The following is a 14614-nucleotide window of genomic DNA, read 5'->3' on the forward strand; positions in this document are numbered from 1 at the left end:
GTTTAGTCGGAGATCTAAATCGCTATCATGGCTGTATTTAATTCTGACCGGAGGGAAGACCTTGCAGGAAAAGACAGCTCTCATCATTGGCGTGACAGGGCAGGATGGCGCCTATTTAAGTGAGCTACTGCTCAACAAAGGCTATCGGGTACACGGTCTTAAGCGGAGGTCTTCTTCGTTCAATACGGCACGCATCGACCATCTTTATCAGGACCCGCATGAAGAGGATATCCGCTTTCGCCTGCATTTTGGCGACTTGACCGACGCAACCAATCTCTGCCGCGTTATTCAGGAAGTCCGCCCCGACGAGATTTATAATCTCGGCGCACAAAGCCACGTTCAGGTTAGTTTTGAAACGCCCGAATATACTGCGAATACAGATGCACTCGGCACTTTGAGATTGCTTGAATCGATACGCATTCTGGGGCTTGGCAATACATGCCGCTTTTATCAGGCTTCAACATCAGAACTGTTTGGAAACAGCTCACCATACGCACAAAGTGAACAAACGCCATTCGCCCCGCAAAGCCCATATGCAACCGCTAAGCTTTTTGCTTACTGGACAACGGTCAACTATCGTCAGGCCTATGGCTTTCATGCCTCCAATGGCATTTTGTTCAACCATGAAAGTCCTCTGCGCGGCGAAACCTTCGTCACACGCAAGATCACACGCGCAGTTGCGGCAATCGAGCGAGGACTTCAGGAAAAGCTGCGGCTTGGCAATCTTAACGCCCGCCGTGACTGGGGTCATGCGCGCGACTATGTCGAGGGAATGTGGCGGATTTTGCAAGAAGATGTAGCTGACGACTATGTTCTTGCCACAGGAGAAACACACACAGTGCGCGAATTTGTCGAGCTGGCATTTAACGCTGTCGATAAGCAGATCGAGTGGGACGGTGACGGAGTCAACGAAATCGGTATCGACCGAAAATCAGGTAAATGTCTCATCGAAATAGATCCGCGCTATTTTCGTCCCAACGAAGTTGATTTCCTGTTAGGCGATGCATCCAAAGCGGAGAACAGACTTGGCTGGAAACATACGACGGAATTTGGAAATCTCGTCGTTGAAATGGTCGAATGGGATTTGCGTAATATTATGCGGGAGGCTGGACGCAATGACTTCTACGGCTGATCACACGCCTCGTGCAGTCTACTCGCTTTCGGGGAAGAAAGTTTTCATTGCCGGTCATACCGGCATGGTGGGGTCGGCAATACTGCGAAGACTTCAATCTGTAGACTGTGAAGTCATTAGCATCGCCCATAGCGATCTTGATCTCACACGACAAAGTCCGACAGAGCAATATATCGCGCATCATAAGCCCGATGTCGTTATTGTGGCCGCAGCTCGTGTTGGTGGAATTCTGGCCAATTCACAATTCCCGGCGGACTTTCTCTACGACAATCTGACCATTGGCATGAACGTTATTCGTGCTGCACATTTATCAAATGTCGAACGCCTGCTTTGGCTGGGGTCAAGTTGTATATATCCCCGGGATGCTCCTCAACCCTTGCATGAGCAAGCATTGTTGACCGGAGCATTGGAGCCAACCAACGAAGCCTATGCAATCGCGAAGATCGCGGCCCTCAAATACGCACAGGCGTGCTCTCACCAATTCGGCAATCGATTTATGACCGCCATGCCGACAAACCTCTATGGGCCCAACGACAACTTTGATCCTCATACATCCCATGTATTGCCAGCACTGATGCGCCGCATTCACGAAGCAAAAATCAATGGCAGTGATCATATTACGCTGTGGGGAAGCGGCACCCCATTGCGCGAGTTCCTGCATGTCGATGACCTTGCTGATGCCTGTATACATCTGTTGCGTTTCAGCGAGAGCATCGAACCGGTAAATATCGGCACCGGGGAAGAAATATCGATCAAAGAACTCGCTCTGACAATCGCGAACATCGTCGGCTTCGAAGGCACATTCGTACATGATCTCAGCAAACCAGATGGAACGCCGCGTAAGCTCCTCGACACCTCACTGATGCATGCGCTTGGCTGGAGACCACGTATCCGTCTCCATGATGGCATCCGGGAAGTTTACCAGAACTGGGTTCAAAGCGTTACCGCACCAGTCGCGGCTTAAGCGACAACGTTCAATGTCGTTGCAACAATAAGAAGGGCGCTTCCAGTTTATTGGAAGCGCCCTTCTTATTAAGGATCTTTGATAGGCTGCACTTACGAAGGTGAGCCCGTTAGTTTACTCATGTCCAGCTCTATACGCAAAATATCACCGGGCTTGATCTCAGTGCGCTCGTTGCCGACGATGTCCTCAAATGTGCCATTTACATTCCGACTGATTGTAAAAACCAGTTTCTGACGCATATCAGACGATGAAATATTGCCTGAAGATTTGGCGATTTCGGCCATTGTTTGAAGTTGGGCATTGCTGCGCAGTTCCATACGGGCAATATTGAGATCCAGCTCCTGCAGACTTCCAGCGGCTTCGCTTTTGCGAACCTCCTCAAGATTGGCAATACGCTGTTGTACAGCCAGTTGATTTTGTCTTGCCCGGGCCAAAAACGATCCCAGTTCCAGTGCATCGCGCCGTGTTGCTGAAAGATCGCGCTCCATGTCACGAAGATTGGACTTTGCAGCGAGCCCACGGTCGACGAGTGATTTACTTGAATCGACATTTTCCTGCAGAAGTTGGATTTCAGCATCATGAAGTTTGATGCTCTGCTGGAGTGTCTGGATTTCATCTCCATAACTTGCTGACTGCGCTTCCAATGCCTGACGTTCGGCAGCAAGATTATTACGACGAACATCGAAAAGCGTCTTTTCACCCTCTAACATATGCTGACTGAGCGCTGCGGCCTGCTTATTCGCCGGTGTAGAATCCGGTAATTCATACTTGAACTCCGTTCCATTGAGTTCAGCCTGGAGACGGACCCTACGGATATTCGTCGTCGTAATCTGCATTTGCAGATCAGCATATTCTTGTTGCGCAGAAATTAATTGCATACCGGCTGTGACTGCTGGCGCTTCACCTTTTCCAGCCCCCCCGCCCAAAGCCATGAGCTCAAGTGCCACCATCCCCGGACGAAACTCGTATTTACCAGGCGCCTTTACATCGCCGACAACAAATACGGACGCATACTGATTAATCACGGCAGTCACAGTCAGCCCCGGTATATGCTCGGACAACGAGCTGGCGATCTTTTCACTGATTTGTGGCGTTGTCAGACCCCTGACATTGATGTTCCCCACAACCGGATAGCCAATATTGCCATCCACATCGACAGGGTAGAGCCCCGTCAGAGATGGCTGACCATAAACTGTGACCTGCAAAACATCATTGGGGCTGACGAGATAGGCCTGTCCTTGTGCCAAGACCCCATTGGGCGCCCCCACAGCGATAAATCCCGACAACAATGCTGCTTTAAAACGGGCACTCAGCCGGAAGTGATTAAGTCTGTAAACCATCTTATTGCCTCACGCCTGATCTTGCATTTTGTCAGCCCCGGCCTGATTGCGCCGCGTAATTGCCGCTCGCAGAAACCTGCTGGCTTTTCCGACGCCCGGACGAAAGTATGCAACAGCAATATTGATCCAGTTGCGATAGGATGTTGAAACCTGGTTGACGACCGCAAGTGCTGGCTTGCGTCCCAAAGACGCCATTGTTTGTATAAGCGCCAGATTCGCATGCTGATCTTTTCGATCCGGCTGGACCACCAAAAGTGCGGTATCAGTCGCTCGGGACAAAAGAAGCGAACGCTTGTCCTCCATCACAGCCGGGAGATCCACGAGTATAATTTTATGGTCAGAACGAAGTTGGGCGATAAGATCTGCGAGCCATTCACCCTCTTGCAATTGTTTCCCAGGAGTTATGATATCAATTCCTGAACTGTGATCGTGTATGAGAGTTGCTCCGGATAATGCTTTGCCAAACGACGTTACGCCATATTCATTTTCAGGAAGTCCGAATGCCTCCGAAAGCCGTGACTGTCGGTTGGTTGCATCAATAACGGCCACAGCCATTCCCGATGCAGCAAACTGTTGTGCCAATGCTGTGATAAGCAGAGTTTTTCCTTCATTATCAGTCAGAGATACGACTGAAAGAGCAAGGGAATCCCGCCCACGTGTCAGCAGCCGCAAACGATCATGAACTGATTTGATTGCACGCCCGAAAGCGCTGGTTGGATCAAGCCCGCGATTGACAAGCACCGGAACTGTCAGCTGACGCGTCAACGGCAGCAGAGTCGCTGCGGGAATACCCGGCAGAATGAACGACGCCGTCTGAGCAGGACGAATTGTATCGAATGTTTCTCTTAAGACCGTGCCAAGGAGCGAGACCAGTCCACCAAGTCCCAAACCGAGTAACAGCCAGTTTGCAAGATTAGGGCTCGCCTTGGCCATTGCTGGCTCTGCAGCAGAGATCATTTGCGCTTCAGGTACAGCAATCCCGTCCTGTTCAATGAGCTGCTTATACCGGGTCAGATAACTCTCATAGACGGTTCTGCTGGCATTGGCTTCACGATCAAGTTGCACAGCTTTGACTTGAGCTTGATTGGCGTCTCCAAGTTCGGCTTCCGCAGCTTTGAGCGCTTCTTCAAGCCCTACCCTGCGTTGTCGAGCGATTTGGATTTCATTACTGAGACTCTTTGTGATTTCATCAACCTGTGCCGAGATCTGTTGCTTGAGCGCGTCCCGTTCCGCTGTGAGAACAGGAATTTCCGCACTTTTCAAAGCGCCATTAGACCTCAGCTCATCAAGCTGGCGCTCGACACGAGCTTGTTCGTTGCGAAGTGTCTGGATCGCTGGTGAGGCTAACACTTCGGTCATCGCCGGCGCTTCATTATTTGTTTTCAAAGACTCCGCCGTGCGAAGCCTTGCCTCCGCGAGCGATACCGCACCGGTTGCCGCAACGATTTCAGTGTTTAATGCCGCAACGCGTTGCGCCTGAAAACTAATCTGTCCCGGTTCTCCGGCGAGGCGCGACTTTTGTCTGAAATCTTCGGCGGCACGTTCAGCCTCTTCAAGGCCGCTACGCAACGTAACTAGCTTTTCACCAAGCCATTCACTAACGCGACGTGCTGCCGATTGTTGCACATCAATCTGATGATCCAGATAAGCCGTAACGAACGCATTGGCGACCTTTGCCGCATAAACGGGGTCGGAAGCACGATATGAAATGAATATCGTATATGATCGACCGTCGTTATTCACCCGTAGACGCGAAAGCAAAAGGTCGATCCGCTGACGCTCACGTGCTACGGGGTCTACATCACGTGCTTCACGCTCCCTCGCCACATTATCGGATGCAGAAGAAAGCACGGTACGCGAACGGAACTCGGTCGGCACGACAATATTATCAGCTTGCAGAATATCTATGACCTTACGCGCCATCATGCGTGAACTGATAATATCAAGTTCAGAACGAAGAACTGGGCTGTCCTGAGGCAAAGGGGTGATAGCACTCTCATTTGGAAGTGCCTGCACACGTCGCATATCAAGCACGAGAACAGATTCTGAAACATAACTTACAGGCGCAGTCAGGTAGCCTGCAAATCCAATGCAAGCCCCTGCTACGACCGGTACAATAAGCAATGTTTTTCTGCGTTTTATGGTTTCGAGCAGGTCAGCCAGTGGCTGCCGCGCGTTTCCTGATGAAACGTCGGAGATAATCACAAAAAGTCTCCTTTATGAGAAAAGGCTCTGCGTTGTGACGAAGCTGTTTTACCGAACCCGTGAGTGGTTAATGGATGTCGGAAAAGGATGTTTCCGACGGAAACAGCTCGTTGATAATGCAGGCAACTTCTGTGCGATTAGACGCCTTCAGTTTCTTCATGATGTTGCGAATATGAACCTTAACAGTGCTTTCCCGAAGTTTGAGTTCATAGGCGATGATCTTGTTTGCCTTGCCACGACGCAAAGCATTGACAACCTCTGCCTGGCGCTGGGTAAACATGCCCCCCAATGGCTGAAGTCGATGCGAATTCGGATCTGTCGCGTGTCGAAGAGCAAGTACGCTACTTGCAGGAACAAAGGTTCCACCAGCCATTGCCAGCCGTAAAGCCTCTACACATACATTCACATTGACGGATGTAGGAATATAGCCCCGTACACCATGATCGAGTGCCTTGAGAACCTGGGAGATTTCCTCCTTGTCCGCCAAAATGATGACCGGCGCCGGTGCACAGTCGTTGACGATACGATTCAGATAATTGCCTACGGCAGGATCCGAAACTTTCTGACCACCAATATTGAACAGTACGGCGCTCACAGTACGCCCACGACGCTGATGCTGCCACTGTTCGAAGGAACTGAATGTCGCGATCGACATTTCGATACTGTGGTTGGTTAGCCCATGCGCCAAACATTCGCGATCCAACGCACGGTTGTCGATTATTACAAGTAATGGCAGTAAACTGTCGAAAGAATCTTCCGACTTAACTGATGCATCTTTAGATACAACCTGACTACTATTTCTTAATTCACTGTTCACGCCATTGAAATGCGGAGAAACGTTCATCTTTTCGCCCTCAAATCCGAATTATGCGCACAGCTCTTTCGTATTCATGTCACGATGACTGAAGCGCAACGGCCGCCTGTTTTTTGATTTCAGTGAGATATATTTCTAACCCCGTAATCAATTCTTATTTTTGCTTTTATTGATTAGAAGATTGCCCGAATTTTATCACAGTGTCATTAACCTAGATTAAGCACTTGCGGGAAATATGGTTTAGTAAAAGCTCAGATATCTACGCAATTAGTGGTAGAGATTACTACCTTGCCAAAACAAATGTGCTCCCCGACACTTAGTAGATCGCCCGCTCCTTAAGAAATCGGAAGGCGCGAGAATCAGGCAAACCATCATTTCTGCGGATATGTGCCAATGGCGGTCATGACTGACGACGCAAAAACATTTCGCCATTTCCTCGAAAGCCCGCCAATTGGTGCAGTTTTTGAGGAGAGCGATTTTGGCATCCTCAGCGCACTTCCAGTGTCCATGAAAACGTACGCGCCGCATACGGTTGTCAGCAGTCAGGGCGACTGGGCCAACTCTCTCCATATCATCAGAGGTGGCTGGGGATGCATCTATCGTGACCTGGCAGACGGTGACCGCCAGATCCTCGACTTTCCGATGAAAGGCGACTTTCTCGGCTTTAGAACCGGAATCGGATTTAACTACTATACTTTGATCTCAGTCACTGAACTCGCAGTCTTTGAGCTTTCTCTCGACCATCTCACTGAATGTCTTGCGAAATCCCCGCGCCTCGCCATGACCTTCATGGAACTGATGGCCCGGCAACGCGCAATCCTTGTGGAACATATTATCAGTATAGGACGGCGTAGCGCTCTTGTTCGCGTGGCCCACCTGCTGTTGGAACTGGGCCATCGAGCAAGACTGAACGGAACAGGAAATGAGGAGCGTTTTTTCTGTCCCCTCACACAATCCGAACTTGGTGATGCTCTTGGACTTACGCCGATACATATTAATCGAATGCTGCGTGAATTGCGCAGCGATGATTTGCTGACCTTTCGAAACAACACGGTTGAATTTCTCAACCGTGCTGCTCTGGTGCATATTTCCAGTTTCAATGAAGATTATCTCACAATGGAGATTTTCCCACGTTTCCGGACAAGCAGATAACTTAGATCAGCGAAATATAGGGCACGTTTTTCCTGGCAATTTCGTCAATGGATTCTTCGTATCCTGCATCTGCATAACGAATAACGCCAAGCGCGGTATCATTGGTCAGCGAATGTTCGAGACGCTCCGCACCTTCAGGAGTACCATCGGCCACCACGGTTACACCCGCACTGGTCATGTAACCGGCGTAACCGCCACCACCGGAATGCACCACCACCAGATCGGCCATCGATGCGCAGAGCATCATCGCATCGATCAACGGCCAGTCCGCGATAGCATCTGAACCATCTTTCATGCCCTCAGTCATGATATTTGGATGCGCCATAGCCCCGGCATCAAGGTGGTCACGCGAGAAGGCTACAGGGCCTTTGAGTTCACCAGACGCCACCATATCATTGACGCGTAGCGCCAACGCCGTGCGTTCACCATGACCAAGCCATGCGATACGTGCTGGCAAGCCTTCAAACGGGATATGCTCGCGGGCAAGCTTGATCCAGTTGGTGACGATCTGGTTGTCTGCAAACATTTCCAGCAACACATCATCAATCTTGGCGATGTCGCTTTCTTCACCGGACGTTGCCATCCAGCGGAACGGACCAATAGCGCGGGCAAAGAGTGGACGTAAATAAGCTTCCGTGAAAATCGGAATGTCGAACGCGTTTTCGACGCCGCCTTCCTTGGCTTGCGTGCGGATCAGGTTGCCGTTGTCAAACACTTCAGAACCATTTTTCTGAAAGCTCAGCATTGCTCGCACATGCTCAACAATCGAAGCGCGGCTTGCGGCCATCAGCTGGCCCTGACCGTCTTCGCGCAGTTCCCTGACGTGACCAAGGCTCATACCCTTTGGTACATAGCCATAAACGAGATCATGCGCTGAAGTCTGATCTGTGACGATATCCGGCACAATGCCACGACGCGCAATTTCCGGATAAATTTCAGCGGCATTGCCAACAAGGCCAACCGACAGAGCCCGCCGTTCCTTCACCGCCTGATCGATCATGGCGAGCGCCGCATCGAGATCAGGGGCGATTTCCTGCAAATAGCCTATTTCCTTGCGCATGCGGGCACGCTCAGGATCAATATCCACACAGAGGATTGCAGCCCCTGCCATACGACCGGCAAGCGGCTGCGCACCACCCATGCCACCGAGACCAGCAGTCAGAATGAACCGTCCGGCCAGATCACCGTCGAAACGCTTCTGCGCAATGCGCATGAAGATTTCATAAGTGCCCTGAATAACACCCTGACTTCCGATATATTGCCACGCGCCAGCCGTCAGACCGCCCCAGCAGATCAGGCCCTTGCGCTGTAGCTCGTAGAAATATTCAGCCTTCGCCCACTGCCCGACAATATTGCAATTCGCCATAATGACAAGCGGCGCTTTGGCATGGGTTTTCATCAAACCCACAGGCTTGCCAGACTGGATGAGCAATGTCTGATTTTCATCCATTTCCAGAAGGGTCTTCACGATGGCGCGATGCGCAGGCCAGTTACGTGCAGCCTTGCCGAGCGCCGCATAAACGATCAGGTTTTCCGGATCTTCACCAACCGAGAGTACGTTTTCAAGCAAGCGCAGCAACGCTTCCTGCCGCCAGCCCTTGGCACGAAGCTCCGGACCACCCGGGATGGGAAAGTTCGGATGACGTGGATTTGCCTTTGGCATGGTTACTTCACTCCCTGAACATATTTCGCAATTTCAATGCCCATCGCTTTTTCAACCGACGGATAGACAGTTGCATCCAACACGCTGGCTGAAAGCGGGATAATGTTCATCGGCACATGCAGGATGAAAATCTTCATGCCCTCGCACAATTCGCCAACGCTTAAGGGATGGCCTTCTTCCGAAAGCGTGGTGATGACCGATGGGAAAGTTGCGACACGCTGGCCGTCCTTGTCATCCACTGCCATATATTCATTCATGACATGCAGCAGCACGGCCTTATCACCTGTGCCGACTTTAACAGTGCCAATATCAAAGGCTTCCCTGGTATAGACCACGTTCTTTTCCGTGATCACGCCTTCGGCCAGAATATGACCGCCGGTATTTTTACAAATAGCATCGATGACAGCGTGACCACCCCTGGCTTCGGCAGCGACAATTGCTTCGCCAAGACTCAATGCCATGGAAATACCGCCAAGAGCCGCATGGGTGCGCACATATGAAGCGCGCAGCGGATTGCGGCAAGACGCAATGAAACCACCCGACTGGTCGGACGCTGCACGCAGGATTGGCGAAACTTTCGCGGTAGCACCCTTCACCACCAACTCGATGTAGCGATTTTCCGAGCGATTGCCACCAACCGCCGTCTGGATCATCTGTTCCGGCGAACCGGCCATGCCAATTGAGCCCATGTCACCGGTCGGATGCGCACGGATATCGCCCACCGCATCAACAACCTTGGTGCCTAGAATGGCTGATGGCAACCATCCATTGAGCGTCGAAGACTTGCCGTTCTGCCCGATGATCAGACCTTTGAGCGGCTCGCCCAGTTCCTTTTGCAACAGATCAACGGCCTTGACGTAATCGACGCCCTGCATTTCCCATGGAGTGGTCGAAGCCGGTGCGCCAATGGCAGCAGCTGTAGCAATCCAGTCATTGTCATCAAGCTCATCAATGGAAACCAGTTCAGGCTTCCCGATACTCACCGCCGCATAACCCAGCATACGGCCATGATCGGCCCAGCCACCGCCGCCAGCCGCGTAAACGGAACCGCCCTTGACTGCGGCTTCAACGTCTTTCTCAACGAGTATGCGTCCCATTCAGCTTCTCCTGCGTTCTAACTCTGTGTTGTCAGCGCTTTGTCGAGGGAAAGTACCGCTTCATAAAGCACGGCAGCACCCAAGGTGATTTCGTTGTTTTCTGTCCATTCTTCTGGTGTGTGACTACGCCCGCCTTTGCTTGGCACAAAGATCATTGCCGTTGGCGTGACTTTTGAAAGCCATGCCGCGTCATGACCCGCACCGGATGCGAGACGCCGATGCGTTGCACCGACCTTCTCACAAGCCAGTTCGAGATGTGTCAGAACAGTCGCATCACTTGGAGCCGGATTGTTATCTGACACGCGATTAACGCCTGCGATCACAACACCATCGGTCTCAGCACGCTTGACACAAGCCTGATCAAGCCACGCGGCAAAGCTCAGCATATCATCGCGAAATTCTGCCCGTGCATCGATCAGGAGGCGCGCCAGTGACGGCACCACATTGGCAGCGTTCGGCTCGATGCGGAATTCACCGACGGTCGCCGTGAAGTGTCCCGGCGTTGCCGACAGTTCAAAAGCCTTTTCGTTAATCTCCAGTACCAGCTTTGAGGCCGCGACCAATGCATCCGACCGCTGTCCCATCGGTGTGGTACCTGCATGATCGGCGCGACCTTCGATGATAATTTCAAACCGGCTGATACCGGCAATTGCCGTAACAATGCCAATATCTACATGCTCGGTTTCAAGCACCGGCCCCTGCTCGATATGCAGTTCCAGAAAGGTGGCAAGATCGGAGCGGCCCTGGCTTAGAACCCTTTCTGCATCGCCGCCGACTTCGCCAAATGCAGCATAGAGCGTGCGCCCGTCACTGACACGTTCCAGCCATTCCTTCGGCAATTGTCCGGTCATGCCGCGACTGCCAATACAGGAAACGCCAAACGGGCTCACTTCTTCTGCCAGAAAATCAACGACTTCAAGATCGTGATCAAGCTCAACGCCGTGATTGCTCAACGCACGCGCCACTTCGAGCGCTGCAACAATCCCGGCAATGCCGTCAAAGCGCCCGCCTTCCGGCACGGTATCAGAATGGGAACCGAGCATAATAACGCCCTTACCGGCTCCCTTGCCTTTACGCAGGCCGATCAGATTGCCTGCCGCATCGATGCGGGTTTCAAGACCAGCCGCCCGCATACGCTTTTCCAGATATGCACGACCTTCCAGATAAAGCGGTGAGAACACGCGCCTTGTCCACGGACGACCCGGCTCGGTAATTGCAGCCAACGCGTCGATGTCTTCCGCGATACGCATAGCCTGAACCGGCAGATTGGCGCTCATTATGCGTGTCCAGCAATGATATGACCCAGCGGTGGGCGAATGAACTGGCCTGAGCCTGCGGTTGCAATGACATTCTTACCATCGAAGACCTTTTGACCCCGCACATAGGTTGCCGCCACTTTGTACGGCAGCTCTATCCCGTCGAAAGGTGACCAGCCAGCAACATTATTCCCTGTCGAGGCCGCATCATAGATATATGTTTCAGGTGTCAGGATCGTGATATCAGCATCGCGATCCGGCGTCAGTGCGCCCTTGATATGATCAAGGCGGAAATGCTTCGCAGGGTTCTCTGCCATCAGCTTTGCACCCCATGAAAGCGACACACCGCGCTCCATCGCACCTTTCACAAACAGCGGAATAAGCGTTTCCAGCCCCGGTAAACCAGATGCATTGGCAAGCATGTCCGGATTAGTTTTCCGGTCAAGTGACCAGCTCACATGATCGGTGGAGAGCAGCGTGACATTGCCATTGGCCAGTTCACGCCACAGCTTTTCCACTTCGGCACGTGGACGCAATGGCGGGTTACATTTAGAGCGCCCGCCAAGACGCTTTGCGTCATTTTCTTCATCCAGCATCAGATAGTGAATGAGACACTCGACCGTCGCCTGATAACCCTGCGCGCGATAAGATGCGGCAATCTCGTAACCACGACCCAGCGAGCAATGCACCACATGCGCCGGACAACCGGTTGCCGCGCCAATTTCATAAATCTCGGTCATGGCAAGAAGTTCGGTCAGCGGTGGACGCGACAATCCGTGCGCACGATAATCGGTAATGCCTGCTTCTTTGACCTTTTTCATTGCCGACTGCACATATTCATCATTCTCATTATGCACACCAGCAGTCAGACCGGTTTTGGCCACTTCCGCAAAGCAATCAGCCAGAAGCGGCGGATTGATACGCGGGAAGCGCTTTGGATCGGTGCCGAAAGTAGAGAACTTGAACGCTGCCACGCCTGCCTCCGCCTGTTCGGCAATGCGCTTGGCACCTTCGAGTGGATCAATCGTCCCATAAAGCGCGAAATCGACGAAAGCCTGCTTACCCGCATGCGCGATCTTGCGTTCCACCGCCGCTGCGGAGCAGATCAAGTCACCTTCATCATAAGGCATATCTACAATAGTGGTAACGCCGCCAGCCGCCGCCGTACGCGTCGACCAGATGAAGTCTTCCTGGTTTTTCTGCGACAGCGAATGCACCTGCGCGTCGATTGCGCCCGGCATAATCAGCGCTTCACCCAACAGGTGACGCTCTTTGGCTTCCGGCGGTGTTCCGGTGCCAAGCTGGATAATCCTGCCATCGCGCACCGCCACGTAACCGCGCTTCACCACGCGATCAGCCAACACAACGGTTCCCTGTAAAACCAGATCGAAATCGGCCATATCAATCCTCCTCAAATGAAATGACCGCAGCAACAACTTTCGCGCGTGTCGCTTCGGGCGTGCCTTCGGGTGCAGTACCCAGTGCAAAGAAGCCGTCGAAGCTGTTGATTGGTGCGCGGTTGATGATTTGTGCCACAATCGCGTCCGAGCAAATCAGTTCTTCGATGCATTCCACCTCAGCAGAAAGCGGTCGGTCCTTGCCATAGAACGGTGAGCATTTGCGTACCTGCTCATAGATCAGACCTGCCACGCCTTTGGGTTCATCACCGACAATATCAATGGCTTGCGCGGCTAGAAGTGCTTCCAAAGCTGCCAGACGTTTCAGCGCTTCGACCTGACGTTCAAAACGCTCGATCACCAACGGCAGAAAAGCGGCTTCGTCTTCCATCCCACCTGCCACAACCAATGACTGGGCGGATACGGGATGGCTGAGCGACAGAACCCGCGAGAAGATTTCGCCGGCAAGCTTGATGATCGGGCCAAAGCCGGTTGCGATTCTACCCTCTGGTACAAGATTGAGTGGCAAACCCCGGCGATGACCATTACCAAACAGAACGCAGCGATTGAAAGCATTGCGCGCAGCATGAGCCATGCAAATGGAAACCGATTCAAGCAAAACCGTTACGTCGAGTGGCAGTGAACCGCCAGACGTTACAACACGACCGTCAACCACCACCGGATTGTCGTCAGAGCGGCCCGTCGCCTGCAGAATCTTGTAACCCGCACCAAGCAGGCTCTCGATTATTGCGCCAAAAACTTGCGCAACCATGCGAAGGCTCAACGGGTCCTGCACGTGGGTTGATACCGGCCATTGCCATGAAGCTGCCGCGTCGCAGTACCATTTTCCGACCAGTGCTTCACGCGGCGTACCAACATGACAGGCTGCAAGCCAGGGGTCCGGCGATGCACCGAGCGCACCAGAAGCTGTGAGGCTTGTCGCCAGCATAACCCGAATGACCGAAGCCGCATCACGAAGGGCACGCGCGGCGGCGGCAAAGCTTACCGCATTCGCCGAAAGCGAGGCTAATGCATCACGCGGTGCCATGCGATGAGCTTTAAGGCCGGCGGCGGCCAACGCCTCGTGGGCTGGCATACGCTCACCATGATAGATTGCCTCACCGACACCCGTCAGAACAGCCCCGATCTGCCCCATGAGGCCGATATCAGCACAGCCGATCGAGCCTGTACGGCGCACAACAGGGATAACATCTGCCCGTAACAAATCTAGATAGGCATCAACCAGTCCCGTTGTGCAACCGACCTGCCCCGTGAGGATTGTATTGATGCGAATGGCAATGGCCTTGCGCACGACTGACGGTGGGAAAGCAGCACCGGTACCAAAATGATGTGCGCGCACCAGCCCCATATTGAACTCATCAAGCTCTTCACTGGACCAGGCAACATCCTTCATCGCACCGACCCCGGTTGTAGTGCCATAAACGGGAACGCCATTGCGGATCGCCTCTTCCAGCACGGTGCGGGATGCTCTCACGCGCTCCATGCCCTCCGCAGAAGCTGCGACTTCCACTTCTCCATTCCCGATCTTCATCATATCGGCAAAGCCAATTGGCTGCCCGTTCAATACGATCTG

At 52.6% G+C, this 14614-nt stretch carries 11 protein-coding genes; 3 read left to right on the forward strand and 8 right to left on the reverse strand.

Going from position 1 to position 14614, the window contains the following annotated elements:
• Window positions 1-61 precede the first annotated feature (61 nt).
• On the forward strand, window positions 62-1132 hold the full coding sequence (gene gmd, locus ACSME1_RS19630; RefSeq protein ID WP_435655664.1) for a GDP-mannose 4,6-dehydratase: 1071 nt from the start codon (window positions 62-64) through the stop codon (window positions 1130-1132).
• On the forward strand, window positions 1116-2096 hold the full coding sequence (locus ACSME1_RS19635; protein WP_435655665.1) for a GDP-L-fucose synthase family protein: 981 nt from the start codon (window positions 1116-1118) through the stop codon (window positions 2094-2096). Before gmd ends, ACSME1_RS19635 begins: the two co-directional genes overlap by 17 nt.
• A 92-nt stretch (window positions 2097-2188) precedes the next feature.
• Here the strand turns inward: ACSME1_RS19635 and ACSME1_RS19640 are convergent, their stop codons facing one another.
• The 3 genes from ACSME1_RS19640 to ACSME1_RS19650 form a co-directional block, all read right to left on the reverse strand.
• The gene (locus ACSME1_RS19640; RefSeq protein ID WP_100557782.1) at window positions 2189-3436 is read right to left on the reverse strand and encodes a polysaccharide biosynthesis/export family protein; all 1248 of its coding nucleotides are present in this window, start codon (window positions 3434-3436) and stop codon (window positions 2189-2191) included.
• A 9-nt stretch (window positions 3437-3445) separates the two neighbouring features.
• Window positions 3446-5641, reverse strand: coding sequence for a lipopolysaccharide biosynthesis protein (locus tag ACSME1_RS19645; RefSeq protein WP_207489565.1), 2196 nt, complete (start codon window positions 5639-5641; stop codon window positions 3446-3448).
• A 67-nt stretch (window positions 5642-5708) separates the two neighbouring features.
• Window positions 5709-6485 carry a response regulator transcription factor gene (locus ACSME1_RS19650; RefSeq protein WP_100557780.1) on the reverse strand — a complete coding sequence of 259 codons (777 nt, stop codon included), beginning with the start codon at window positions 6483-6485 and terminating at the stop codon, window positions 5709-5711.
• A 363-nt stretch (window positions 6486-6848) separates the two neighbouring features.
• On the opposite strand from ACSME1_RS19650, the gene ACSME1_RS19655 reads away from it, so the two are divergent.
• Window positions 6849-7607, forward strand: coding sequence for a Crp/Fnr family transcriptional regulator (locus ACSME1_RS19655; RefSeq protein WP_100557779.1), 759 nt, complete (start codon window positions 6849-6851; stop codon window positions 7605-7607).
• Window position 7608: 1 nt separating this feature from the next.
• Here ACSME1_RS19655 and ACSME1_RS19660 read toward each other — a convergent pair whose 3' ends face one another.
• Genes ACSME1_RS19660 through ACSME1_RS19680 form a run of 5 tightly spaced genes read right to left on the reverse strand, consistent with a single transcriptional unit; the run spans window position 7609 to window position 14575 of the window.
• Window positions 7609-9270 (reverse strand): urocanate hydratase, encoded by a 1662-nt coding sequence (locus tag ACSME1_RS19660; RefSeq protein ID WP_435655666.1) that lies wholly within the window; start codon window positions 9268-9270, stop codon window positions 7609-7611.
• A gap of 2 nt (window positions 9271-9272) precedes the next feature.
• Window positions 9273-10367, reverse strand: coding sequence for a DUF917 domain-containing protein (locus ACSME1_RS19665; RefSeq protein ID WP_435655667.1), 1095 nt, complete (start codon window positions 10365-10367; stop codon window positions 9273-9275).
• A 17-nt stretch (window positions 10368-10384) separates the two neighbouring features.
• Window positions 10385-11644: a Zn-dependent hydrolase gene (locus tag ACSME1_RS19670; RefSeq protein ID WP_435655668.1), complete on the reverse strand. Its 1260-nt coding sequence runs from the start codon at window positions 11642-11644 to the stop codon at window positions 10385-10387.
• On the reverse strand, window positions 11644-13023 hold the full coding sequence (locus ACSME1_RS19675; RefSeq protein WP_435655669.1) for a dihydroorotase: 1380 nt from the start codon (window positions 13021-13023) through the stop codon (window positions 11644-11646). Before ACSME1_RS19675 ends, ACSME1_RS19670 begins: the two co-directional genes overlap by 1 nt.
• 1 nt (window position 13024) lies before the next feature.
• On the reverse strand, window positions 13025-14575 hold the full coding sequence (locus tag ACSME1_RS19680; RefSeq protein ID WP_105707249.1) for an aromatic amino acid lyase: 1551 nt from the start codon (window positions 14573-14575) through the stop codon (window positions 13025-13027).
• Window positions 14576-14614 lie beyond the last annotated feature (39 nt).

Origin of the sequence: Brucella pituitosa (genome assembly GCF_965577835.1) — a bacterium.
GTDB classification, from domain to species: Bacteria; Pseudomonadota; Alphaproteobacteria; order Rhizobiales; family Rhizobiaceae; genus Brucella; species Brucella pituitosa.